The sequence below is a fragment of the Limnobacter alexandrii genome, from assembly GCF_005871185.1.
GTDB classification, from domain to species: Bacteria; Pseudomonadota; Gammaproteobacteria; order Burkholderiales; family Burkholderiaceae_B; genus Limnobacter; species Limnobacter alexandrii.
The window spans coordinates 117850-143303 of record NZ_SWKN01000009.1 but is presented as its reverse complement, the minus strand read 5'-3'; the positions used below and the strand labels follow the sequence as shown (position 1 = coordinate 143303).

Genomic DNA, 25454 nt, shown 5'->3' with positions numbered 1-25454 from the left:
GTGCCAATCGACAAAGCCAAATCACTTGCTGGTTAATTAGGTAACCGCAAATTATAGGGTGACCCAGTCACTTGGTCAAGAAAAAACCGCTGGCGTGGTGGTCACCAGGCCAGCGGTTCGTTTGCAAGCAGCAGTGTGCTTGGCAGTGGCAATTACATGCCCATGCCGCCCATACCACCCATGCCGCCCATGCCACCCATGTCAGGCGCAGAAGGCTTGTCGTCTGCTGCGTCAGCCACCATGCAATCAGTGGTCAACATCAGCGATGCGATGGATGCAGCGTTTTGCAACGCAGTACGGGTTACCTTGGTTGGATCCAAAACACCCATGTCGACCATGTCGCCATACTCGCCGGTGGCTGCGTTGTAGCCGTAGTTGCCTTCGCCGCCCATCACGTTGTTGGCCACCACAGATGATTCCTCACCTGCGTTGGTCACGATCATGCGCAGTGGCTCTTCCATGGCGCGCAGAACAATTTTGATGCCTGCGTCCTGGTCGGGGTTTGCACCCTTCAAGCCTTCAATCTTCGCACGAGCGCGCAGCAATGCCACGCCGCCGCCTGGCACAATGCCTTCTTCCACAGCTGCGCGTGTTGCGTGCAGTGCGTCTTCAACACGTGCTTTCTTTTCTTTCATTTCAACTTCGGTGGCTGCACCAACCTTGATCACGGCAACACCGCCGGCCAGCTTGGCCACGCGTTCTTGCAGTTTTTCACGGTCATAGTCGGAAGAAGACTCTTCGATCTGGCCGCGAATCTGCTTCACGCGTGCTTCAATGTTTGCGCCCTCGCCAGCACCGTCGATGATGATGGTATTTTCTTTGCCCACTTCAATGCGCTTGGCTTGGCCCAAGTGTTCCAGGGTGACACCTTCCAGGCTCATGCCGGTTTCTTCAGCAATTACAACGCCGCCAGTCAAAATGGCGATGTCTTCCAGCATGGCTTTGCGGCGATCGCCAAAGCCCGGTGCTTTCACTGCACAAGTTTTCAAAATACCGCGAATGTTGTTCACCACCAAAGTTGCCAAGGCTTCGCCTTCGATGTCTTCAGCAATAATCAACAATGGGCGACCAGCTTTGGCCACTTGTTCCAGTGTTGGCAACAGGTCACGGATATTGCTGATCTTTTTGTCGTGCAACAACACGAAAGGATTGTCCAATGCAACAACCTGCTTTTCCTGGTTGTTGATGAAGTAAGGGCTCAGGTAGCCGCGGTCAAACTGCATGCCTTCTACAACATCCAGCTCGTTGTCCAGGCTCTTGCCGTCTTCAACGGTGATTACACCTTCCTTGCCAACTTTTTCCATGGCTTCAGCAATGATGTTGCCGATGGATTCGTCGCTGTTGGCAGAAATGGAGCCAACCTGTGCAATCGCCTTGGTAGTGGCGCAAGGCTTGGACAAAGCACGCAGCTCGGTGATGGCGGCAGTTACAGCCTTGTCGATACCGCGCTTCAGATCCATTGGGTTCATACCGGCGGTTACGAACTTCATGCCTTCTTTGACGATGGCTTGTGCCAGAACTGTAGCGGTGGTTGTGCCGTCACCGGCGTTGTCAGAAGTGCGTGATGCAACTTCTTTCACCATTTGCGCGCCCATGTTTTCGAACTTGTCTTTCAGTTCGATTTCTTTGGCCACTGAAACACCGTCTTTGGTGATGGTGGGAGAACCAAATGAACGCTCTAGCACCACATTGCGACCGCGTGGGCCCAAGGTTACTTTCACTGCGTTGGCCAATACGTTCACGCCACGCACCATGCGGCTGCGTGCGTCGTCGCCGAAAAATACTTCTTTAGCTGCCATGATTAATCTTCCTCTTGAATTCCGTGTAATTAAGCTTCAATGACGCCCATGATGTCTTCTTCGCGCATCACCAGCACTTCCTTGCCGTCTACCTTGATGGCTTGGCCGGCGTACTTGCCGAACAAAACGCGTTGGCCAACTTTCACATCCATGGCGATCAGCTTGCCACTGTCATCGCGCTTGCCTGGGCCAACTGCAATCACTTCACCTTGATCGGGCTTCTCGGCGGCTGCTTCTGGAATCACGATGCCAGAGGCTGTAGTGCGCTCGCTCTCGAGACGCTTCACGATCACGCGATCATGCAACGGACGAATGTTCATGGATACCACTCCTAAATTTGTCTTTTAAAAAGAATTGCTTAGAGAAACTGACGGATGTGTTGTTAGCACTCAACGTCATCGAGTGCTAATAATAGGGGTGGGGTGAAGGTATTTCAAGGGGCAGGGTGAAAAAAAGTTGCTTGCAAGCAGGGTGTCAGTCACTTTTGTTTACACTAAGGGTCGATTCAATCCCTTCCCTACAGAATGAACAAAGCAAAGTCGGTTTTCATTGTCCTGTTTCTCGTCCTGATCAATCTCAGTTTGCTTCATGTGGCGACCATGAGTTGGCACAGTCCCTTGGGACCCGGATGGGTTGGCGTGTTCTTGTTGGCCCTGCCGAACTTTTATCTGTTTGTCTGGATGTTCATGGGACGCCGGGCTAGAACCTCGCGCAATCTTCATTTTCTGATGGCAAGCAACCTGATGGGTATTGCCCTGGTGCTCACCGACCCCGCGATGGAATCAGATCCGTGGCCGCTTGTCTTGGGTAATCTGATTTTCTTCGGCAGCATCGCCTATATTTTTTGGTATTCCAATTTGGGTGATCGTCGCAATCCAGAGTTGGCCGAGGGCGAAAAATTGCCAGTGTTTCAGCTGAAAACGGTAGAAGGCGAAACTTTTTCCAGCGAGCAATTCAAGGGCTCGGCCTGGTTGCTCATTTTTTACAGGGGAAATTGGTGCCCTTTGTGCATGACCCAGATTCGCGAAGTGGCTGGCCGTTATATTGATCTGGACCGTCTTGGGGTTAAGGTGGCATTGATCAGTCCACAGCCCGAGGCAAAAACCCAGGAATTGGCCAAACGATTCAAGGTGCCCATGACTTTTCTTGTGGACACCGATTTCAAAGCCAGCAAAAAATTAAAGCTGTTGCATGAAAACGGTGTGCCTTTTGGACTGAAATGGCTGGGGCATGGTGAAGACACCGCGCTACCCACGGTATTGATGGTGAACAAACACGGGCGGATCGTGTATTCAGACCAAACTTCGAATTATCGGGTTCGGCCTGAACCCGAGCAGTTTCTTGAAGTGGCGCGACAGAAACTGGGTGGCGCTGAGCTTTAAATCAACGCGACAGCGTCAGGGGGCAGCAGCGGCCTGAACTGCAGCCGCTTTTCGGATGCTGCTGATCAATTCTTTGCTGATCCGGCTTTCCATGCGGCGGTGCACAGGTTCCAGCGCCTTGCGCCACAATTCGACTTCTGCTGCAGTCAATATCGCGACCTTCGTGTTTTTCGATTCCTTGACCTTGTTCAGGGCTTGTGTGTTCAGTTTTTCTGCCTCGTCATCGTTCTTGCGGGTTGCGTCGACAATGCTTCTTTCGAGCGTGGCACGAATGTCAGCCGGAAGGCTGTTCCAAAACTTTCGGTTCACAATCACCGCATAGCCCAGGTAGCCATGATTGGTCACTGCAACGTATTTCTGAACTTCATGCATTTTTTTGGAGTACAAATTGGAGGGCGGGTTTTCAGTGCCATCGACCAGGCCGGTCTCCAGTGCGGTGTGTACATCTGAAAATGCCAGCGGGATGGGGGTAGCACCCAGTGCTTCCATTTGAGCTTCAAGCACGCGTGATGGCTGAATGCGCATGCGCTTGCCCTTCAGGTCAGCTGGCAGGCGTAGGGGGGTGTTGGCACTCATTACCTTGAAACCGTTGTCCCAGTAGGCGAGCCCCAAAATGCCACGGTCTTCAAGCTGGGCCAGAAGCTGTCGACCAATCTCGCCCTGTGTTACAGCTTTCAGCACTTCCCGGTTTGGGAAAATGTAAGGAAGGTCGAACACTTCGAAATCGCGCATGCCCAACTGCCCGAATTTGGCCAGTGAAGGTGCCAGCATTTGCACAGCTCCCAATTGAAGTGCTTCAAGTTCTTCGCGGTCTTTGTACAAGGATGAATTGGGGTAAACCTCCACCTTCACCCGTCCCCGGGTTCGCTCCTCCACCAGCCTTTTGAATTCCAGTGCGGCTATTCCTTTGGGGGTATTCTCGTCGACCACATGGCTGAACTTGATCAGGATTGGCGGCGCAGCGCTGGCCGGTGCCAAGGCAACCCCGTGAAGTCCGAGCAAAAGTCCGAGAGCTGACAAATATTTCATAGTGTGGCTTGCGTTTAGGTGTTCTTTGAAAATTCCAGAGTAGGACAGTCCTCACCATTGTGGGTTTCCACATACTCTGAAATCTTTTTGCCATTTCGTGGCACTATCCAGCCATGCAACTGTTCGCCCCTTACGAGCCCAACTTAAAGAAGATCAAGCGTCGCCAAGCCATGAGGTTCGGCATGCCTGTGCTTGTCTTTTCCTTGCTGATGGCTTTGTTGGTGGCCGCAGTTTACTACGCCCAGCAAGATGAGCGTGATCAAAACCAGGCAAAACTGATCGCAGACGCACTTTGGGCCCGACAGAACATCCAGTTTCAGGTGGGCGGTTTGATCAACTCGCTGCAGGCACTGACCAACGACTCGCTGATATATCCCTCGGCCCGCCTTGCTGCCAGCCTGAATCAACTGAGCCGCAGTTCTGGTGAACTGGTGGCCGTGTTCCGCGGGCCTGAACTGGAGCCAATTGTAAAACTTGAAGGCAATTTTGATGAGTTTGATCTGGAGGCGGTGCGTCAACTGGTCTTGCCGGCGGTTTCCCAACGCTACGAATCCCGGCTGGATGGCTTGGTGGGCCCCTTTTTGTTTCAGGGACGCCACTATGTGGCCAATGTCAGCGTGGGCCAGCGCGGTGAGGCGGTTACAGCAGGCCTGATCGACCTCGACCTGATGCTGGAAAAAGAATTGCCTTGGTGGTTTGCGCAAGACAACCAGGTAGAGCTGCTGGATGCCAGCGGTGCCATTTTGTCGCGTTTGGTCAAAGCCAGTCCCGGTGCTGGCGTTTACATGCACACCACTTCGCTGGAACTTGGTGGGCTGCAATTTCAACTCAGGGTCAACAGCATTCAGGAAGGCCCCCGATTGTTCAATTACGGCATTACCGGTGCACTCGCATTCTTGCTGCTTCTGTTGTTGTTGAGCTTCATCATGTTGTGGCGAGATTCTCGCCGCCGCCTCGAAATTGAGGCCCGCCTTGAGGAAGAGAAACTGTTTCGTCAGTCCATGCAAGACTCGATGGCGGTGGGTTTGCGTGTGTGGGACTTGCAAGGTTTTATCCGGTATGTCAACCCGGCATTTTGCAATATGGTGGGTTACAAGCCTGAAGAGCTGATTGGCATTCCGCAGCCGCTGCCTTATTGGCCCAGCAAGAGTGCCGAGGAGTACAAAAGGCTAGTGGCCAATGTGATTTCTGGCAATGCGCCACCTGAAGGGTTTGAAACCATTTATCAGCACAAAAACGGCAAGCTGATCGATGTGTTGATTGTCGAGGCACCTCTGAAAGATGTACGTGGCGTTCACACGGGCTGGATGAGTTCAGTGATCGATATTACCGACCGCAAGCGTTCTGAATCGCTGATCGCCGAGCAGCGTGAAAAACTGCAAGCCGCATCACGATTTGCCTTGGTGGGGGAGGTGGCCTCCAACATTGCCCATGAATTGAATCAGCCTCTGGCCACCATGGTGTCGTATGCACAGGCTGGCATGAACCTGAGCCAACGGGGGGCCAGTCTTGAAATGTATGGCCAGTTGTTTGAAAAATTGCGTGATCAGGCGCAACGTGCTGGACGAGTGGTGGGGTCGGTTCAGAACCTGGTGCGCAAACGCAAACCCACGAGAGAGAATGTTCGCGTTGCCGAGCTGATCGATTCCATTCAATTCATGGTGAATTCCACAGCCATGTTGCACCAGGTGCGTTTGCACTTCGACATTGCTGCGCCCGATTTTGTCTTGTATATCGACCGAATCATGGTGGAGCAAGCCCTTGTCAATCTGGTTAAAAATGCATCGGAAGCTTTTACTGCCTCGCAACGAATTCGCAATGTATGGATACGTGCGCGCCAGCTTGAAAATTCTTTTGAGTTTTCAGTGCGCGACGATGGTCCGGGTTTGAGTTTGAACAACACCGAGAAAATGTTTGAGGCCCTGGTCTCGACAAAGCCCGACGGCTTGGGTTTGGGTTTAAGCCTGTGCCGCTCGGTGGCGGAATCGCACGGAGGCCGCCTGAAAGCCGAGGCTGTGCCCACTGGTGGTACCTGTTTTACAATGGACTTGCCGATGGCAGTCAAAGAATCCATGGAAGGAGAGCAGTCAGTTGGAGCCAACTAAGAAAGTGCAGGTTTTGCTGCTCGATGACGATGACGATTTGCGCGAAGGCATGAAATGGATGTTTGAAACCGTAGACCTGCCGATGCAAGGGTTTGCGAATTTCGAGAGTTTCAAGTCCAGGCTTGATGACTACGTCAACAGTGATGCCGAGCTTTGTTTGCTACTTGATTTACGCATGCCCGATATGTCGGGGCTCGAAGTGTTTGAATGGCTCAAACGCAGCGGTTATAGCCTCGACCGATTGCCCGTTATTTTCTTGACCGGGCACGGCGATATTTCTACTGCTGTAGAAGCTGTAAAAAACGGCGCATTCGATTTTTACGAAAAACCAACCACCGATCAACGCTTGATTGAACGTGTCAAGCAGGCACTTCAAAAATCAGGCGAGTTTCTGGTCAACCTCGAGGTGCTGAAGCAATGGTCAGAGCGAATTGACCGTTTGTCTCCCAGAGAGCGAGAAGTCATGTTTCTGGTGGCCAAAGGCAAGCTGAACAAGGTGATCGCCTCCGAGTTGGACATTTCCATGCGCACGGTTGAAGTGCACCGTGCCAATGTGTTTGACAAACTCAAGGTACGCTCAGCCGCTGAACTGGCAACTTTGCTCAGCCGCCTGAGCGATCGCCTTGGTTTTGATCAGTTGGCCGGGCTGGAATAAATTTCCACCATATTCGGCAGGCTGACTGCATCGCCAAACAGAGGGTTTGAGGTGTCTGGGTGCAACTCCAGCACAAAGGCCCTGCGGGCGAGGCGGTTTTCCCGAAAGTAGTTCTGAACCGAGTCCAGTCTTTGGCTGGCCATGGCGAGATCAAGTTCAGCGCTTCCTCCGGTTTGGGTGCTGGACCGAATCAGGATTGGGCCAGATCGCCCCGTTTTGGTGGCCTCATTCAGGGCTCTCAGCTTGGGCAGGCAGTTGTCCGGAATTTCGCGCTGCCCCGGCATGAAGTGGATCAGCAACTCCAGCCGCCTGTCTTCCCGGCGAAGTGTCAAGGCGGCCGCAGTGCTCTGAGATTCTGACAGTGCATTGACCACACCGTTGAACAAATCAAGCGTGGGTTGATGGCCGCAGTGTATTTCCGGGTTGCTTAGTCTTTGCACGACATTGTCAATCGCTCGCGCAGGCTTGATCATGCAAAGCGCAGCCACTGCGACCAGCCCAATGACTTTCCCTGAACAGCACTGACTCATTTACCGCCTGCTCATTTTTTGTCTTCAATGCCGGTGCCTTCTTCTGGCTTGGCTTCTGCTGGCGGCGCAGGTGTAGGTGCCGCTTCAGTCTGGGTAAAGCTGACCTTAATCTGGTTGGCCAGCAAGTGATAAATGGATGCAGGCAAAATACGTTTGCTAACCTGGGTTGAGATGGCCGACACAAAAATAAGTGGCATGACCAAATCATGGTTGTCGACCATTTCCAGCACAATGACGAATGCCGTAATTGGACAGTGGGTTACAGCAGACAAAACACCCACCATGGCCAGCAGCATCAAAGGTGCGGTTTCGCTGTTGGTGAGCCCCGCAAAGAAGTGACCAAAACCAGCGCCGATGGACAAGGTTGGAGAGAATACGCCGCCAGGTATGCCGCTGGCAAAAGACACCACGGTGGCCACCATTTTGGTCAGCCAGAACATGGGCGACAGTTCTTCGCTGTCTTGCAGTGCGGCTTTGGTTTCTTCGTAACCCGCACCAAATACTTCGGCGCCAAATACCAGGGCCATTAGCGAGAGCACTACACCACAACCGGCTGCGAACCGGTAGGGGAAACGGCTGCGCAAACTACCCAGAAAACTGGTGCTAGACACGAGAATAAGCATGCTGCGTCCATAAAGGCCGCCCACAATGCCCGTGAGGATGGCCAGTGTGAAAATAACCAGCCATTCCTGCCCCCAATCAATGGTGGCATTGGAATAACCAAAATATGAATAATTGCCCTGCAGGATCAGTGCGACCAAACCGGCCAGCACAATCGCCATCAGTAGTGCTGAGGTGTGGCGCATGGTTTTTCGCCGCCCCAGTTCCTCAAACGCGAACATAAGACCGCCCAAGGGTGTGTTAAAAGCAGCAGCAACCCCGGCAGCCCCGCCCGCAATAATCAGTGAGCGGGTGTCAAACAACTTCGCAATGTTGGGGAAACGCCCGGCGTAGGCCATCAGCGCCGCACCAATTTGAACCGTTGGGCCTTCACGCCCTGCGGCGGCACCTGCTGCAATCACAAATGGGGTGATCAGAAGTTTGCCCAAAAAGGCGCGCGGCCCCAACAGTCGTTCCATCAGTCTGGGCTTGGGGTGTTTGGTTACCTTGATGGCTTGCGGAATGCCACTGCCACCAGCGCCCCAGAAAACGGTGTTGACCAGCCACAAGGCGATTGGAAATACGATGGGTGGCAGCAGTAGCGCAATCCACATGTGCTCGGCAAACAGTTCCTTGTTCCACTCGCCAGCAAAGTCAGACATCCAGGCAAAACCAACAGCGAGAAAGCCAACCAGCAGGGAAAAAGCGTAAATGACGGAGACAATCATGCCCCGGTCTGCCATAAAACGCGAGAGTCGAGCGCTATGCGCCAGCCACTTGTTTTTAGAATTCGGCCACACTGTGGAAGGTTTCCTGCTTGGTTGGTCAACAAGCTTCAAATTGTCGCATAAAAACAAAAAACCCTCAGGCTTTCGGCTGAGGGTTTTTCTCGGGGTTTCCCCCGTGGTGCTTTTACGCTGCTTCTTTAGCCAGCGCGGCGGCGGCTGAAGCCACCACGGTCCCCCATATTGCGTGCCGCGTTTTCTTTGCGGGCACCAGACGCGTGTTCACGCTTTGGGCCTGAGGGTGCAGCACCCTCAGCGCGGAAGGCTGGTCGAGCACGCTCTTCAGAGCGCGGGAAGCTTGGGCGTTCTGCGTCGCGGTTCCATTTTTTGGGCGCATCGGAATTGCCAGAAAAACCGGACGGCTTGCGGTCACCGAATGAAGGCTTGTCGCCAAACGATTTACGCTCGCCAAAGGGCTTGCGGTCGCCGAATGAGGGCTTGTCGCCAAACGATTTACGCTCGCCAAAGGGCTTGCGGTCGCCGAATGAAGGCTTGTCGCCATAAGGTTTGCGGTCACCGAAAGGTTTGCGGTCGCCGAAGCTGCGCTCTTCTCCCTGAGTGAATGGCTTGCGATCGCCAAAGCTGCGCTCTTCGCGTGCTTCAAAAGGCTTGCGGTCGCCATAGGACTTGCGCTCGCCGAAGGCAGGCTTGTCGCCATACGATTTACGTTCGCCAAATGCAGGCTTGTCACCGTACGATTTGCGCTCACCGCCGCCAAAGCTGCGACCTTCTGAACGGCCACCGCCGTTGCCAGCATAACCACCGCCACCTGAACGACCACGGCCACCACTTGGCTTGCCACCGCGTGGCGCCTGCGTGAAGTTACCGCGAGGCTCAAGGCCTTCAACCTGTTCTTCAGGAATACGGGAATTGATGAAACGCTCGATGCCGCGAACACTGATGATGTCGCAGGCTTCGGCCAAAGTTACAGCCACGCCAGTGCGGCCAGCTCGGCCGGTACGGCCAATGCGGTGCACATAGTCTTCCGACTTCATGGGCATGCCGTAGTTAATGACGTGTGAAATTGCGGGCACATCCAGGCCACGGGCAGCAACGTCGGTTGCAACCAATACCTTGATGTCGCCTTTGCGAACACTGGCCAAACGACGGTTACGCACCACTTGTGGCATGCCACCGTGCAGGGCGCAGGCGCGTACGCCTTCGTCAGCCAAATCGCGGGCCAGGTTTTCAGCGTCAATTTGTGTGCTTGTAAATACAACAGCTTGAACCATGTCCGGGTGCTCCAGCCAGTGGTTCAAAAGCTTGCGCTTGTGGCCACGGTTGTCAGCCCACATCAGTTTCTGGGCGATGTCGGTGTTGGCTTCATTTTGAGCCGCCATTTCAATGCGCTTGGGGTTGTTCATGATGTTTTCAGCCAAGCCGATGATGCGCTTGGCAAATGTGGCAGAGAACATCAGGGTTTGAATGCGGTTGCCGCACAACTGGTCGATGGCTTCCAGGTCTTCAGAGAAGCCCAGGTCAAGCATGCGATCCGCTTCGTCAACAATCAGGGTGGTTACCGTGCTCAGGTTCAGTTTGCCTTGTTGGGCCAGGTCGAGCAAACGGCCTGGTGTGCCCACAACAATGCGTGCACCGCGCAGGCTGGCCATTTGCTTGCCGTAAGGCATGCCGCCAACAACGGTTGCTACACGAACGCCCTTGGTGAATTTCACCAGGTTGATCGCGTCTTGGCTAACCTGTTGGGCCAGTTCGCGGGTTGGGCACAGCACCAGGCACTCAGGGCCAGCCAGCATTTCCATGGGGCTTTGTTCGCCGCTCATCATGCGGTGCATGACGGGCAACAGGAAGCCGAAAGTTTTGCCGCTACCGGTTTGGCTGGACACCATAAGGTCGCCGCCTTCTTTGCCGAGTGGTACCACTTCAGCTTGAACGGGTGTAGGGGCAGTAATGTTTAAAGCATTGAGGGCTTGCAGCAAAGGCGCGGCAAGACCCATGTCATCAAATGACAAAGACATGATAAAAGTTCCAATTCGATGTGGACTTAAAAATTCATCGACGAACAGAAATGAAACGACGCGGCTGGGAACTAGGTTGTTCCGGATGGTCGCAAGAGAACTGGCGGCGATGGGCAAAGCACAGCTTCAAGAGCTAGTGCCAACAAAGGCAACCCAACGCGGTCCAATGGTGAGAATCGTAAAACGACCCGTTGATTTGCAATCTGGAGCGAAGTCTACTGGGTTTGGGTGCAATGCACAAGAAAAGATTGTGGCTAAAACCACAATTAGAAGAAAAACACCAACATCCCCGCAATTGCCTATCAATTTTTCCAGAATGCAGACGTTATCACCTGTAGAGGTGGTCAATCAGGACTGGATTATGAGAAAGCTAAAGATATTGATGGTGGCCGGTGCTGCAACCATGTTGAGTTCATGCGATCTGTCGCAGATCCCCGGCCTGACAGGCAAGTTGTCCATAGAGGACAGCAAGGCGGTGGGCGCGGCATGCAGGCATTCAGGCCGCGCGCTGGAAGATTGTTTTACCTTGAATCCCAATACTCATCAGTCTGGGGTGTTTGAGGGTTGGCGTGACATGAACGACTACATGTTGGCCAATGAAATTGAGGTGGTGAAACCCGAGATTCGCAATTCTGCGTTCAAGCAGGAAAGAACGTCGCTGGATGCGCCTGGCCTTCAGGCAGCGCCTGTTGAACCCGATTCTGCACCGACAGGCGCCGCAGAGGAAGCAGTTCCGCTGGCCCAAGGGCGGCAGCGCTGGCAGCCCAAAGGTATTGACGAACCAACTGCACCAGACCCAGCTGTGACCCCACCGCAGGCAGTGGGGAAGGCCGATGCCACCGTGGCTGCGCCGACTGTGGTTCCGCAAGAAACGCCGCCCCAAGAAACTCCGGCGGCTGAGGCGCCAGCAAGACCTTGGGAGCGCAAAAAGGACCCGAAGAAACACACCTGAGAACAGAGGGCGGCCTACACAAGGTGGCATGAATGATATCCTGAAAGTTCACAATTGCACTTCAGGATTTCACGCGTGTCTGTTCGCAAGTTAGGTGGTGTTTTCTTCTTGTTCGGTTTGGCTTTGCCACAAGCTGCATGGTCCGCCACTGTGGATCCCCAGGTGCGGGCATTCCCTTCCGCCGTCACTCAGGCCTTCGTCAAAAAAGGCATTGCAGCAGACGATTTCACAGCTTACGCACTTCCAATTTCGCCTTTTGTTCATCGCAAGCCGCAAGCCTACGCCCACGGTTCCAGCCAACTGGTCAACCCGGCTTCAGTGGCCAAGGTGTTTACAACTGCGTTGGCTTTGCAAAAGCTGGAGTCGACCTATCGATTCAAAACAGGATTTCACGCCGACGCTGAACCGGTAGACGGTGTTTTGAACAGCCCTTTGTACATCAAAGGCAGCGGCGATCCTGCGTTTTTGAGTGCAGACCTGTGGGCTTCACTTCGGCAACTTCGAACCAAAGGGGTTGATGTAATCAACGGCCCGGTTGTTCTGGATGACTCTGCGTTTACCGAGCAAATGCCCAGCCTTGGCCTTGCGGAGGAAGATGCTTTCGATGATGCGCCCCACCGGGCCTACCATGCTCAACCCGATGCCTTGTTGCTGAATTTTGGTGCCATGTCGATTGATTTGAAAATCAACGAAAACACGGTAATTGTGGTGCCTGAGGAAGCCCCAAAAGACTGGGCATTTGTGTCGGAAATCAATTTGACCGCTGGCGGTTGTGGTGCCTGGAAGAACGGCATGTCGGTGGATTTTGCGAAAGCGGGGCGAAATGTGGTGGTGACCGTGAAAGGCAACTACCCACGCCGTTGTGGACAATCCCGTTTGCCGATTCGTATTCCTGCACAAGATTGGCTTTGGGAATCGTGGGTTAAGGAGATTTGGTTGCAGTTGGGTGGCAAGTTTGCCGGGCCACAAGGTGGGCAAGTCATCAAAGGCGTCACTCCGGCCAACACAATTGCCTTGTACACGCATTATGGCAAGCCACTTGGTGACTTGATCAAGCAAATCAACAAATGGTCAAGCAATGTGATGGCTCGCCATCTTGAACTTGCAGTGGCCGGCACGCCTGAGGCTTTCAATGCCCAATTGAAGGACTGGTTGAAGTTGCAGGGCATTTCATCGAATGACTGGTTTTTCGAGAACGGTTCCGGCTTGTCTCGCAGTACCCGGATTGATGCGAAAGGCCTTGCCGAGTTTCTTCGGAACATGGCAAACCGGTCCGATTTTCCTGATTTTCTGGCCAGCTTCCCGCGTGCGGGTGCAGACGGCACGCTTCACAGACGCGTGAACAACGTGGGTGGATTTGCTTACCTGAAAACGGGAAGCCTCAACGGCGTGCGTTCATTGGGTGGCTACTTGCGGGACAGCGAAGGCCAGTTGTGGGCGGTTGGTGTACTAGTTAAAAGCCCCAGGGCCTACGACAGCTGGGGACCCATGGAAAGCTTGCTGGAGTTTTTGTACAGAGCGGAATAATTCAAGCCAAAAATGATGCGCTTGCCTGCAAGCCTTTCCCAATCAGGGTTTTCCTTTGTTAGACTGACCCATTACTTTCATTCACCAGCACGAGGCCAACAAATGGACAACAGCAAAGACAAACTCTTTAGTGACATGAAAATCGTATTGAGCGATGCAGAAGATCTGTTGAAAGCCGCAGCTTCTTCGTCTGGCGAGCGTGCAGTTGAGCTTCGCGAAAAAGCGCTGGTTAGCCTTCGTCGCGCCAGGGAAGTGATGCAAGACGCCCAGTCAGCCGTACTTGAAAAAGGCAAGGCAGCAGCACGTGCCACAGACGACTATGTGCACGATCACCCCTGGAAGGCTGTGGGTATTGCGGCTGCGGTGGGTTTTGTATTGGGTTTGATTATTAATCGTCGTTAAAGGCTGGCCGTGCTAAATCCAAATGCGAGGGCAGCACTGAAACGGGTGGTAGCCAGCTTGTTGGGCATGACCCAAACCCGCCTGGAATTGGCGGGTGTTGAGCTGGCGCAAGCCCGTCAAACCACCGTACGTACGGTGGTGTGGTCTTTGCTGACTGCATTGGCTGCGGCTTTTGCTTCCTTGTTTATTTGTGTGCTGATCATTGCCTTGGCTTGGGACACTCACCGTTTTTTGGCCATTGCCGGGTGTGCGGCGTTTTATATGGTGCTGGGCGTTTATTTTTATGTGCAACTGAAGGACACCTTGGCTGCGCAACCTCCCTTGTTTGAAGCAACACTGGCTGAATTGGGGCGCGACAAACAGGCTGTACTGGATAGCCTGAGCAGTGCCGATCACCCCAGGGAGCAGTCATGAGTAAAAAGTTTGATGCCCTGGAAGCACGCAAAGAATTGCTGATGATGAAAGCCCAGTTAGAACGCATGGAATTTGGCGGACAGGTTGATACGCTGAAAAAAGAATTTGCCTGGGTTAATGTGTTCCGGCAGTTTGGCGGCTGGCTGGGTCAGCGCAATATGCGTGCCTTGGGGCCAGTGGCCAGTTTGGGCGGTCAGTTTTGGCAAGAAGGCTTGAAAAAATACCCCTTGCTCGGCATGTTGGCCTCGACAGCATTGCTTCGTTTTCGCAAACCTGTTTCCAAAGTGGCTTTGCGTGCTGGTTTGGGCGCCGTGGCCTTGGCAGCAGGCATGTTCTGGTTCCAAACAAGAAGCCCATGGGCCTCCCGTTCAGAAACTGAACTTCCTATAGACCCAAGCGACTCATAAGTTCTCGCACACGCTCATCCAGCTTAGGGTCGGGCTGAATGCTGCGGCCCCATTCGCGGTTGGTTTCACCTGGCCACTTGTTGGTGGCATCCAAACCCATCTTGCCACCCAAGCCGCTCACCGGGCTTGCAAAGTCCAGGTAATCAATCGGCGTGTTTTGAATCAGCACGGTATCTCGCACCGGGTCCATTCGCGTGGTAATTGCCCAAATCACTTCTTTCCAGTCGCGTGCGTTCACGTCGTCGTCCACCACCACAATAAACTTGGTGTACATGAATTGGCGCAGGAAGCTCCAGGTGCCCATCATCACGCGTTTGGCATGCCCGGCGTAAGCCTTTTTCATGGACACAACGGCCATGCGGTAGCTACAGCCCTCTGGGGGCAAGTAGAAATCGACTATTTCCGGAAACTGCTTTTGCAGTATCGGCACAAACACCTCGTTCAAAGCCACGCCCAGCACGGCTGGTTCATCGGGTGGTTTGCCAGTGTAGGTGCTGTGGTAAATCGCATCGTTGCGCAGGGTGATGCGGTCTACCGTGAACACCGGAAACCAGTCTTGCTCGTTGTAATAACCGGTGTGGTCCCCATAAGGGCCCTCCAGGGCGCAGTCCCAGCCCTTTAGGTATTCAGGCACGGGTGGGGGGGCACGCAGTACGGTGACACCTTCCCGTATTTCCGGCACCTCACCATCGGTTCTGCCTTTGCGGGCGGCCACGGCAATTGGGTGTTCATAGGGGTAGATGTGACCTTCCAGCACCATTTCCGCCTCGGCGGGCACCTGTAACTCGTTGCCTTTGCAGGCCACAAGTTCGGTGCGGCTGCCCCGCAGCAAACCCGCAAACTGGTATTCCGACAAGGTGTCGGGCACGGGGGTTACAGCACCCAGAATGGTGGCTGGGTCTGCGCCCAAAGCCACTGAAATTGGAAAGGGTTGGCCTGGATATTTCAAGGCGTGGTCACGGAAATCGAGTGCGCCGCCACGGTGGGCCAGCCAACGCATGATCAGCCGGTTTTTGCCAATTTGTTGTTGACGGTAAATGCCCAGGTTTTGGCGTTTGCGATTTGGGCCTTTGGTGACCACCAGGCCCCAGGTTAGCAGGGGGGCTGCATCATCGGGCCAGCAAGTCCAAACTGGAATTTGATTCAGGTCAACGTCGGGACCTTCTACGACGTTTTCATGGCACGGTGCTTTGCTGACCACTTTCGGCGCCATGGACAGCACCTGTTTCACCAAAGGCAACTTGTCCAGTGCGTCTCGCATTCCCTTGGGTGGTTCGGGTTCTTTCAGGTAAGCCAGGGTGCGACCAATTTCACGCAAGGCTTCGGTGCTGTCCGCCCCCATGCCCATGGCCACTCGTTTTGGTGTGCCGAACAGGTTGCCCAAAACGCGGTGCTTGTAACCTTGTGGCGCGTCGAACAACAGGGCTGGGCCCTCGGCGCGCAGCACCTTGTCGCAAAGATGCGTCATTTCAAGAACAGGGCTGACCGATTCGGGTACTCGCTGTAGTTCACCTTCTTTGTAGAGTAAATCAATGAAGTCTCGAAGGTTCTTGTATCGCATTGTGAAAAAAACTGCCTGTTTGTGGTCCGAAAGGAACAGTTAACAAGAAATTACAACCCACACCTAGAGGGCTTTTTCAAGCCCCCCAAAAGCGCATAACGCCTAGTTGTGGGGGTAAGTTCTTGTTTTGAGTAGAAAGACTCTACCAGATTTTGCATTGACCACCGTCCGGGTTGACCCTAGAATCCGCTCAGCTTTGTGACAGGTATCACCTAAGTCACACAAACGCAGTTGGAGGGTAAAACTTAAGGGAACTTAAGTGAGCCTTACTTCATCTTAAGAGTGCCTCGGCCATGCAGTACTTGTAGTAATTGGTCGAAGCAGAACGTTCTGCCTCACGGACAAAATGGAGGCAGATGCACCGCTGAGTCAAACAATGCAGGGTTAAGCCTGCGTTTGCGTAGCAGAGGAGGTTGCATGAAGCAGTACGAAACCGTTCTGAGCGTAAATGGCCAGCAGGTCAAATCTCAGAACATGATCCAGTCATTCAAAAAAGCCGTCACCGGTCTTGGAGTGGCATCGTCGGTTCTGGTGGCAGGCGCAGTGGCAATTTTGTTGTCCAATGCCGAGCTTCGCAGCCAGGTGTTTTTCTCTGCCCCAGTGCAGGCTGTATTCGCAGCTGAAATTGATTTGCTGAGTACGGGTCTGGCTGCCGGTGGTGCCGAGGTTGCCAACAATACAGGCAAGCAGACTCAAGTATCGGGTTCCAAAAACCTGATGCCGGTGAAGTTCAATTCAATCGACTCCAGCAAGCCATTGACCGCGGGTCAACGCCAAATCGCATCGTATTTGTCCAAGCGCTACAGCGTGTCGCCCGAAGCGGTTGAATCCATTGTTCGTCTGGCCTACAAAGTTGGCAAGGAAGAGAAGGTAGAGCCTACGCTGATTTTGGCAATCGTCGGAATTGAATCCTCCTACAATCCCTTTGCGGCCAGCCCAGTGGGAGCCCGTGGTTTGATGCAGGTCATGCCAAAGATTCACAAGGACAAGTTTGAGGCTTTGTCCCCTGGCGACTGGTCGCCTTTGAATCCCGAGATGAATATGCGCGTGGGTGCGAAAATCATTCGCGAATACACACGTCGCACTGGCTCTGTTCACGCCGGTCTGCGCTGGTATGTGGGTGCGGCCATTCATGGCAACGACGGTGGGTACCCCGGTAAAGTGTTGGCGTTGAAATCACGAATCGACTCCGCTTACCAGCAGGGCCATTTGGTGGCATCACGTGAGAAAGCCGAGAAGGTTTCTGCTGTGACTGTTGCTGGCTCAGAAGGCTAACCGCAATTGAATTGATGTATCCGTTCGATGGCAAGCTCAAGGTTTTCCATCGAATTGGCATACGACAAACGCAGCATTTCATCCCCCCGGTATTGAGAGAAATCTTTTCCGGGTACTGCACATACCCAATTTTTTTCCAGCAAATCCCTGCAATAGTTTTCGCTGTTGTAGGGCGCCTTGGCGTAGATATAGAAAGCCGAATTCGGTGTCGAGTGCAATTCGATCCCAGCGTTTGGCAGCTCCCTCACCAAGAAGTCTCTTCGGGCTTTGAATATCTGTCGACGTTGTTCACAAATGGCCAGTGTTTCCGGTGTGAAGCAGGCCAGCGCGGCCCACTGGGCTGGCGTGTTGGGGCAAATGCTCAGGTTTTGTGCAAACCGCTCAATGGCTGGAAGCAATGCATCGGGCACGACCATCCAGCCCAGACGCAACCCGGTCATGCCGAAGTACTTCGAGAAACTGTTGATCACCACAAGCGGTGTGTCAGGTCCAGGTGCGCCGCTTAGCTGAAGAATGCTTTGCGCGGCCTGGTCATAACACAGGGATTGATAAATCTCGTCAACAATCAAGAATCCGCCTTTCTCCCTGACTCCATTTGCAATTTCTCGCATGGCATCAAACCTAAGCTGTGTGCCAGTCGGATTGTTGGGAGAGGCCAGCAGCACGCCCGCGGTGTTTTGGGTCCACTGATTGGCCAAGTCCTCCCAGCTGGGTTGAAAGTTCTGTTCTTCCTGAGTTTGTACAAATTCAGGCAATCCGCCCGCCATTTGCACGAAAGTCTTGTTGCAGGGGTACCCCGGATCGGCCAGAAGAACTGACTGGTCGCGGTTGATCAAGGCAAGGCAGGCATACATCAGCGCAGCAGATGCACCGGATGTGATCACGATTTGCCGCGCAGGCACATCCACTTGAAATGCTGTTTGGTAGTAATTGCTGACGGCTTCGCGCAATTCCGTTAAACCCAAGGCTGCCGTATAACGGCTTTTTTGCGCTGAAACGGCTTGCAAGAGGGCGTCTTGAACGGGTTGGGGCATTGGGAAGTCAGGTTCGCCGATCGACAGGTGGATCACAGGCTTGCCTTCGGCTTCGAGCGCATCGGCCTGCTTGACCAGTTCCATGACATGAAAGGGTTGAACAATATTGCTGAGACTGGACTGCTTCAATTCTTCACCATTGTTAGGGAGAGGCGCGAACAAGTTGCGCGATTTGTGGAAACCCCTAGGGACAGCATCTCTGGCTGCGCCTATAATTTTCGGTTCTGTTGTTCACTTCACCTCAAAGAGACGATTATATGGCTCAACCTATGGATCAGCGCTTCCGGCAAGCAGCCCTGGAATATCACGAGTTCCCCAAACCCGGGAAATTGCAGATTTCAGCGACCAAAAGCCTGGTTAACCAGCGCGACCTTGCCTTGGCCTATTCTCCCGGTGTTGCCGCGGCCTGTGAAGAAATCGAAGCAGACCCATCTACTGCGGTACGTTACACCGCCAAGGCAAACCTGGTGGGTGTTGTCACCAATGGCACAGCGGTACTCGGTTTGGGCAATATCGGCCCACTGGCCGCCAAACCCGTGATGGAAGGCAAGGCAGTGCTGTTCAAAAAGTTTGCCGGCATTGATGTGTTCGACATTGAAATCAACGAGAACGACCCCGACAAGCTGATTGAGATTATTGCATCGCTTGAGCCGACATTTGGCGGCATCAATCTGGAAGACATCAAGGCACCTGACTGCTTCAAGGTTGAGCGTGCCTTGCGTGGGCGCATGAACATTCCTGTATTTCACGATGATCAGCACGGCACAGCCATTGTCGTGGGTGCGGCCATCCTGAATGGTCTTGAAGTGATCGGGAAGAAACTGGATGAAGTGAAATTTGTGGTGTCTGGTGCGGGTGCCGCCGCATTGGCTTGCCTCGAGCTGCTGGTCGAGCTGGGCTTACCCCGCAAAAATGTGTGGGTCACCGACATTGATGGGGTGGTTTACAAAGGCCGTCCTACGAATATGGACCCGGACAAAGACCTGTTTGCGCAAGACACACCCGCCCGTACTTTGGCTGATGTCATCAAAGACGCGGATGTATTTTTGGGCTTGTCAGCAGGCGGTGTGTTAAAGCAAGACATGGTACGTGCCATGGCCGCAAAGCCTCTGATTTTGGCTCTGGCCAACCCCACACCGGAAATTTTGCCAGAGCAGGTGAAGGAGGTGCGTGACGATGCAATTATGTGCACCGGCCGTACCGACTATCCAAACCAGGTGAACAACGTGCTGTGCTTCCCCTTTATTTTCAGGGGTGCGCTGGATGTGGGGGCCACTACCATCACCAAAGAAATGGAAATTGCGGCTGTACGCGCTGTGGCGGAACTGGCACGCAAAGAGCAATCCGATGTGGTGGCGTCAGCCTACCGCACCCAAAACCTCAGTTTTGGCCCTGAGTACCTGATTCCCAAACCTTTCGATCCCCGCCTCATCGTACACATCGCGCCTGCCGTGGCGAAGGCAGCCATGGAAAGCGGTGTGGCTACTCGCCCAATCGCAGACCTGGAAGCTTACAAAGACCAGTTGCAGCAGTTTGTGTACCACTCAGGCACATTCATGAAGCCGATTTTCGCGGTGGCCAAACGTTGTGTGGCTGAAACACCGGAAACCTCCCGCATTGTGTTTGCTGAAGGTGAAGACGAGCGAGTAATGCGTGCGGTACAGGTGGTGGTCGACGAAGCCATTGCAAAGCCAATCATGATTGGTCGCCCAGCTGTGATCGAGCGCCGCCTGGAGCGTTTTGGCTTGCGTATTAAACCTGGTGTTGATTTTGAACTGATCAACCCCGAATACGACGAGCGCTACAAAGATTACTGGCGCATGTACCATGATTTGACCAAGCGCAAGGGTGTTACCGAGGCCTACGCCAAAATTGAAATGCGTCGCCGCAATACCTTGATTGGATCGATGATGATTCACAAAGGCAACGCAGATGGCATGATTTGCGGAACCTTTGGTACCCATTCACTGCACTTGCACTATGTGGATCAAGTGCTGGGCCGTCGCGCCGGTTGCAACACTTACGGTGCCATGAATGGATTGATGTTGACCAACCGCCAGGTGTTTTTGGTCGACACCCATGTGAACTACGACCCCACTGCCGAGCAAATTGCAGAAATCACCTTGATGGCTGCTGAGGAAATGCTGCGCCTGGGCGTACAGCCCAAGGCAGCCTTGTTGTCGCATTCCAACTTTGGTTCGAGCAACCAGCCCTCAGCTGTGAAAATGCGCGAAGCGCTTCAAATTCTTCGCAACATTGCACCGTGGCTGGAAGTAGACGGTGAAATGCACGGTGATTGCGCCATTGATGAACAGGTTCGTAACACCATCTTCTCGGGTTCAACCTTAACGGGCGAGGCCAATTTGCTGGTGTGCCCAAATATTGACGCCGCCAATATTTCGTACAACCTGTTGAAATCAGCGGCTGGCAACGGCATTGCGGTGGGTCCAATTTTGTTGGGGTCGGACAAACCTGTACACATCCTGACCGCGTCTGCCACGGTGCGTCGCATTGTGAACATGACAGCCTTGGCTGTACTGGACGCCAATTCGGAACGCGTCAGCTCGATCTGAGTTTGCATTTTAAAACAACAAATGGGCATGCAAGGCATGCCTGTTTTTGTTTTAACTCAATCAAAATGTGTCGCACAATGGTTTCATGAGCGAACACGACACATTTCACACTGACGATCACGATGACATCACCGGACTGGTGCTGTCGGGTGGTGGTGCCCGCGCTGCTTACCAGGTTGGCGTGCTCCATCAACTTGCCAAGTGGTTTGAACAGGAGAACAAGCGAGAGTTTGATTTTCCATTCAAGATTTTGTGTGGTACCTCTGCTGGCGCAATCAACGCCGCTGCCCTGGCCTGCGCAGGGCGCAATTTTTATCAGTCTACGGACCGCATGCTGAAAGTTTGGGAAAACTTCAGCTCAGACCAAGTGTTCCGCTCGGATTCTCTGGGCATTATTCGCACCGGCGCGCGCTGGCTGTCTGCGCTTTCAATTGGCTGGATGCTGCGCAAGCGCCCGAAGTGTTTGCTCGACAATTCTCCCCTGTCGCATTTGATGCATCAGTTGCTGCATTTTCGCAGGCTGGACGAAGCGCTGGAGAACGGCACCATTCATGCGTTGGCAGTGACTGCCTCCAGCTACAGTTCTGGTCGCAGCGTGACATTTTTTCAGACTCAAAAGGCGATTGAAAGTTGGGCCAGAACCCAGCGCGTCGCATTGCCCGACCGAATTACAGTCGAGCATTTGCTGGCCTCCGCAGCAATTCCATTTGTGTTCCCTGCGGTGAAGCTGAATATTGAAGGGCAGATGGAGCATTTTGGCGATGGTTCAATTCGGCAACTGGCCCCGATCAGCCCGGCAATTCATCTGGGTGCCAACCGCGTGATGGTGATTGGTTCCAGTCAATCAGACCACGATCATACCCAGCGCGTTGAAGTTCAAAATGCCTACCCCAGTTTGGCTCAAATTGCGGGCCATGCCATGGCCTCCATTTTTCTGGACAGTTTGTCCATCGACATTGAACGCTTAAGCAGGGTGAACAAAACCCTGGGTTTGTTGCCACCCGAGATGGCGACCAAAACCACATTGAAACCGATTGAGTTGTTGGTGATTTCGCCGTCTGAGCGAATTGATGAAATTGCTGCGCGCCACACTCAAGACTTGCCCCGCCCGGTGCGCACCTTGCTGTCGGCCTTGGGCGCGACCGAAGCCAGCGGTTCTTCATTGGCCAGCTATCTGTTGTTTGAAGCAAACTACACGCGTGAATTGATACGCATGGGTATTGCCGACACCATCGCCAAGCGCGAGGCCGTGTACGAGTTCTTCCACCTGGGTCAGTCAGGCCGCTAAGTTCTAGGCTAAGCCGCGTTACAATTGGCGCTTCGAGGCAGTTCAGGCGTTTCTTGCGATGCATTCACCTTTGGTTTCTGCTGCTTGGCATGCAAGCATGACCCATGCAGAGGTCGCAGATGGTCTGTGTGTTGCGCACGGCGAACCTGCCCAGGTGCTCAGTACCTTCAATTCAAGTGAAGTGAAGGCGATGATTGCACACGCGCATGATTTGTCCAAACAGGGCTTGTATGTCGTGGGCGGTTTAAGTTATGAAGCTGCACCGGTTTTCGATTCTGCCTTGCCTGTGCGTGCTTCCAATCATTTCCCTTTGCTTGAGTTTCATGCATTTGAACCGAAGCAGGTGAGTGTGCTGCGCCAATCGCAATTGCAACGCTTGCCGATTGAATCGAAATTCATGCCTTGGCTGGATCAGCAAACCGGGCAACATTATCAAGAAACTTACCAGCAGGTTCAGCAGGCCATTGAGGCTGGCGAGTTTTATCAAATCAACCTGACCACTCGGCTTAAAGCAGCCAATCCACGGCTGGATGCCTGGGCCTTATTCCAGCATCTCTACGCAAGCCAGCCTGCACCACAAAGTTTGTTTTTGCGCGGTAGCGTGTTCAATGCAATCAGCTTGTCGCCCGAATTGTTTTTTCGTTGGGATGGCAATGAGTTACAAACAGCACCGATGAAAGGCACCCGCCGACCTGTTGCCGGCAGTGTGGATGTACTCAGTGACAGCGAAAAAGATCGAGCTGAGAATGTCATGATTGTTGATTTGTTGCGCAATGACATGGCGAAGGTGTGCCAGGCCAAGTCGGTGCAGGTGCGCTCCTTGTTTGATGTCATGCATTTGCCCACAGTGGACCAAATGACCTCCAGTATTTCGGGGCGAACTTTGCCGGGTATTGCCTTGGCAGATCTCTTTGCAGCCCTTTTCCCATGTGGCAGTGTGACCGGAGCACCGAAATCACAGGCCATGTTGCGAATCGCCCAATGGGAGCAAGCCCCTCGGAAATTCTATTGTGGTGCTCTTGGTGTATTGAGCCCTGGTGGACAAGTGCAGTTCAATGTTCCTATTCGCACTGTCATTGAACAGGCCGATGAACTGGAGTACGGCGTTGGTAGTGGTATTACTTGGTACTCCACGGTCAATGATGAAAAAAAAGAGTGGTGGCAAAAAACTGCTTTTTTACGTGAAGCCACTTGCGACTTCAAGGTGCTTGAAACTTTGCGTCTGGAGCATGGGCAGTGGCTTCATCTGGACGATCATTTGAAGCGGATGGACAGGTCGGCCAGGCAGTTTTCTTATCTGTTTGACGAGCAAGATGTACGCCTTCACTTAAGCACCGTTGCAAACAAAAACCCGAATGGAACTTTCCGCGCGCGCTGTTTGCTGGATGCGTGCGGTGAATTGCAAGTTGAGCTGCATGAAATGAAGTTGGATGAAAGCCCGGTGCTACTGCGTTTGGCAGATTCAGCCATGCGGGGCAAGCCTGAATTTGTACTTCACAAAACCACCTATCGACCGGAGTATGAAAGTTTCCAGCGCCAGGCCAACGGTGCTTTTGATGTTTTGCTTTTTAACGCGCAAGGTTTGTTGCTTGAAACCTGCCGTTGCAATGTGGTGTTAAAAATTGATGGCGAGTGGTTAACACCACAAATTTGTGAGCGTGCCAGTACTTATTTGCTACCCGGGGTGTTGCGTGCCCGCCTTTTAAGGGAAAATACGATTCGGCAAACTACACTGAATGTGCAAGACTTGCAGCGCGCCGAAGAAGTGTGGTTGATCAACAGTTTGCGAGGCTGGGTGCCCGTGGCGAAAGTGGTTGATGCACACGACATGGTGCTTTTTTCTGCCAACTAAAAACAAACAATAAACAAGAAGGGATGTGACATGAACCCGACCACGATTGAACTGATTGGCGCCATTCTTTTCGCCATTGCCGTCATTCACACTTTCTCCACCAAATACTTTGAGCGCCTTGCGCACACCCAGCCCAACCACGCAGGGCTTTGGCATTTGCTGGGTGAAGTCGAGGCTGTATTTGGTTTTTGGGCCATGGTACTGGTGGTCTTCATGTTTTTCATCATTGGACAAACCGGTGCCATTGAGTATGTAGACACGCGCAATTACACTGAACCCTTGTTTGTGTTTGCCATCATGGTGATTGCCGCGAGCAAACCAATCCTGGTACTGGCTGGCCGCATTGTGCGGGTGGTGGCCTCGGTCATTCCCATCGACAGGCAGGTGGCTTACTTTTTTACCACCTTGTCCATTGTGCCTTTGTTGGGCTCGTTCATCACCGAGCCAGCTGCCATGACGCTGGCTGCCTTTCTGCTGCGCGACCGCTTTTACACGCAGGGCATCAGTAACAAATTGATGTACGGCACACTCGGTGTGTTGTTTGTGAATATTTCCATTGGTGGTACCTTGACCCCGTTTGCAGCACCACCTGTGTTGATGGTGGCGGCCAAGTGGGGTTTTGACATGCAGTACATGCTGACCATGTTTGGCTGGAAGGCGGCGATTGCCGTGTTTGTGAATGCCACAGTGCTTACCTTTCTGTTTGCCAAAGAATTGACTGCCATGAAAAAGCCTGCTGAAAATGGGCCCAAGGAAGACATGCCAGTCTGGGTCATTGCAACTCACCTGCTGTTCTTGGTGGGTGTGGTGGTGTTTGCCCACCATGCGGCCATGTTCATGGGTTTGTTTCTTTTCTTTCTTGGATACACATCCGCTTACAGCCGTTATCAAGACCGCCTGATTTTGAAAGAGGGGCTGATGGTTGCATTTTTCCTGGCAGGTTTGGTGGTATTGGGCGGCATGCAGGCTTGGTGGTTGCAAGACACTTTGAAAGGCATGAGTCCGACGGCACTCTACTATGGTGCCACTGCCCTAACTGCAATTACTGACAATGCCGCGCTGACTTACCTTGGCTCGCTTGTGGAGGGTGTAGATGACCAATTCAAGTATGCTTTGGTGGCAGGGGCTGTGACTGGCGGTGGTTTGACTGTAATTGCAAATGCGCCAAACCCGGCCGGTTTTGCCATTTTGCAAAAGTATTTCAACGACGGCGCCATCAATCCTGTCAAGCTGTTGTTGGCAGCACTCGGGCCCACGCTGGTGGCCGTGGTGGCTTTTCAGTTTTTGTAATCTGCTTTCAAGGCGATA

Annotated in this window: 21 protein-coding genes; 13 read left to right on the top strand and 8 right to left on the bottom strand. The window is 53.2% G+C overall.

Annotation, left to right across the window (positions count from 1 at the left end; genetic code table 11):
- Positions 1–152 precede the first annotated feature (152 nt).
- Both groL and FCS97_RS12430 read right to left on the bottom strand, forming a co-directional pair.
- Positions 153–1799: a chaperonin GroEL gene (groL, locus tag FCS97_RS12435; RefSeq protein ID WP_138518752.1), complete on the bottom strand. Its 1647-nt coding sequence runs from the start codon at positions 1797–1799 to the stop codon at positions 153–155.
- A gap of 29 nt (positions 1800–1828) precedes the next feature.
- Positions 1829–2119, bottom strand: a complete 291-nt coding sequence (locus FCS97_RS12430) for a co-chaperone GroES (RefSeq protein ID WP_138518751.1) — start codon at positions 2117–2119, stop codon at positions 1829–1831.
- A 279-nt stretch (positions 2120–2398) separates the two neighbouring features.
- Here FCS97_RS12430 and FCS97_RS12425 point away from each other — a divergent pair, with 279 nt between their 5' ends.
- Complete coding sequence (locus FCS97_RS12425; RefSeq protein WP_171035305.1) at positions 2399–3181, top strand: peroxiredoxin family protein; 783 nt, start codon at positions 2399–2401, stop codon at positions 3179–3181.
- Positions 3182–3196: 15 nt separating this feature from the next.
- Here FCS97_RS12425 and FCS97_RS12420 read toward each other — a convergent pair whose 3' ends face one another.
- Positions 3197–4210: a TRAP transporter substrate-binding protein gene (locus FCS97_RS12420; RefSeq protein ID WP_138518749.1), complete on the bottom strand. Its 1014-nt coding sequence runs from the start codon at positions 4208–4210 to the stop codon at positions 3197–3199.
- Between the two features lie 113 nt (positions 4211–4323).
- On the opposite strand from FCS97_RS12420, the gene FCS97_RS12415 reads away from it, so the two are divergent.
- Both FCS97_RS12415 and FCS97_RS12410 read left to right on the top strand, forming a co-directional pair.
- Positions 4324–6315 carry a two-component system sensor histidine kinase NtrB gene (locus FCS97_RS12415; RefSeq protein ID WP_138518748.1) on the top strand — a complete coding sequence of 664 codons (1992 nt, stop codon included), beginning with the start codon at positions 4324–4326 and terminating at the stop codon, positions 6313–6315.
- On the top strand, positions 6302–6970 hold the full coding sequence (locus FCS97_RS12410; RefSeq protein ID WP_246066327.1) for a response regulator transcription factor: 669 nt from the start codon (positions 6302–6304) through the stop codon (positions 6968–6970). Before FCS97_RS12415 ends, FCS97_RS12410 begins: the two co-directional genes overlap by 14 nt.
- On the opposite strand, the gene FCS97_RS12405 is transcribed toward FCS97_RS12410, so the two are convergent.
- From FCS97_RS12405 to FCS97_RS12395, 3 genes are all read right to left on the bottom strand, one after another.
- Entirely contained in the window at positions 6949–7500 is a 552-nt protein-coding gene (locus tag FCS97_RS12405) for a hypothetical protein (protein WP_138518747.1), read from the bottom strand. The genes FCS97_RS12410 and FCS97_RS12405 overlap by 22 nt on opposite strands.
- Positions 7501–7511: 11 nt before the next feature.
- On the bottom strand, positions 7512–8828 hold the full coding sequence (locus FCS97_RS12400) for a chloride channel protein (RefSeq protein WP_171035304.1): 1317 nt from the start codon (positions 8826–8828) through the stop codon (positions 7512–7514).
- Between the two features lie 197 nt (positions 8829–9025).
- Positions 9026–10861, bottom strand: coding sequence for a DEAD/DEAH box helicase (locus tag FCS97_RS12395; RefSeq protein WP_138518745.1), 1836 nt, complete (start codon positions 10859–10861; stop codon positions 9026–9028).
- A 361-nt stretch (positions 10862–11222) separates the two neighbouring features.
- Here FCS97_RS12395 and FCS97_RS12390 point away from each other — a divergent pair, with 361 nt between their 5' ends.
- The 5 genes from FCS97_RS12390 (at position 11223) to FCS97_RS12370 (ending at position 14563) form a co-directional block, all read left to right on the top strand.
- Positions 11223–11813 (top strand): hypothetical protein, encoded by a 591-nt coding sequence (locus tag FCS97_RS12390; RefSeq protein WP_138518744.1) that lies wholly within the window; start codon positions 11223–11225, stop codon positions 11811–11813.
- 75 nt (positions 11814–11888) lie between these two features.
- Entirely contained in the window at positions 11889–13340 is a 1452-nt protein-coding gene (gene dacB / locus FCS97_RS12385; protein WP_171035303.1) for a D-alanyl-D-alanine carboxypeptidase/D-alanyl-D-alanine endopeptidase, read from the top strand.
- Positions 13341–13442: 102 nt separating this feature from the next.
- Complete coding sequence (locus FCS97_RS12380) at positions 13443–13742, top strand: ElaB/YgaM/YqjD family protein (protein WP_138518742.1); 300 nt, start codon at positions 13443–13445, stop codon at positions 13740–13742.
- Between the two features lie 9 nt (positions 13743–13751).
- A complete protein-coding gene (locus tag FCS97_RS12375) occupies positions 13752–14156 on the top strand; it encodes a phage holin family protein (protein ID WP_138518741.1) in 405 nt (134 codons plus the stop codon).
- On the top strand, positions 14153–14563 hold the full coding sequence (locus tag FCS97_RS12370) for a hypothetical protein (protein WP_138518740.1): 411 nt from the start codon (positions 14153–14155) through the stop codon (positions 14561–14563). The genes FCS97_RS12375 and FCS97_RS12370 overlap by 4 nt, the downstream gene beginning before the upstream one ends.
- Here FCS97_RS12370 and FCS97_RS12365 read toward each other — a convergent pair.
- Entirely contained in the window at positions 14541–16124 is a 1584-nt protein-coding gene (locus FCS97_RS12365; RefSeq protein ID WP_138518739.1) for a UbiD family decarboxylase, read from the bottom strand. The genes FCS97_RS12370 and FCS97_RS12365 overlap by 23 nt on opposite strands.
- A 417-nt stretch (positions 16125–16541) precedes the next feature.
- Between FCS97_RS12365 and FCS97_RS12360 the strand changes: the two genes are divergently transcribed.
- The gene (locus FCS97_RS12360) at positions 16542–17399 is read left to right on the top strand and encodes a lytic transglycosylase domain-containing protein (RefSeq protein ID WP_138518738.1); all 858 of its coding nucleotides are present in this window, start codon (positions 16542–16544) and stop codon (positions 17397–17399) included.
- Here the strand turns inward: FCS97_RS12360 and FCS97_RS12355 are convergent.
- Positions 17396–18562, bottom strand: a complete 1167-nt coding sequence (locus FCS97_RS12355) for an aminotransferase class I/II-fold pyridoxal phosphate-dependent enzyme (RefSeq protein ID WP_138518737.1) — start codon at positions 18560–18562, stop codon at positions 17396–17398. The two genes, FCS97_RS12360 and FCS97_RS12355, sit on opposite strands and share 4 nt — an antisense overlap.
- A gap of 128 nt (positions 18563–18690) precedes the next feature.
- Here FCS97_RS12355 and FCS97_RS12350 point away from each other — a divergent pair, with 128 nt between their 5' ends.
- The 4 genes from FCS97_RS12350 (at position 18691) to FCS97_RS12335 (ending at position 25436) form a co-directional block, all read left to right on the top strand.
- Positions 18691–21006, top strand: a complete 2316-nt coding sequence (locus FCS97_RS12350; RefSeq protein WP_281283839.1) for an NADP-dependent malic enzyme — start codon at positions 18691–18693, stop codon at positions 21004–21006.
- Positions 21007–21091: 85 nt separating this feature from the next.
- Complete coding sequence (locus FCS97_RS12345) at positions 21092–22294, top strand: patatin-like phospholipase family protein (RefSeq protein WP_171035302.1); 1203 nt, start codon at positions 21092–21094, stop codon at positions 22292–22294.
- 58 nt (positions 22295–22352) lie between these two features.
- On the top strand, positions 22353–24146 hold the full coding sequence (locus FCS97_RS12340) for a bifunctional chorismate-binding protein/class IV aminotransferase (RefSeq protein ID WP_138518735.1): 1794 nt from the start codon (positions 22353–22355) through the stop codon (positions 24144–24146).
- A gap of 30 nt (positions 24147–24176) precedes the next feature.
- On the top strand, positions 24177–25436 hold the full coding sequence (locus FCS97_RS12335; RefSeq protein WP_138518734.1) for a putative Na+/H+ antiporter: 1260 nt from the start codon (positions 24177–24179) through the stop codon (positions 25434–25436).
- Positions 25437–25454: the final 18 nt, after the last annotated feature.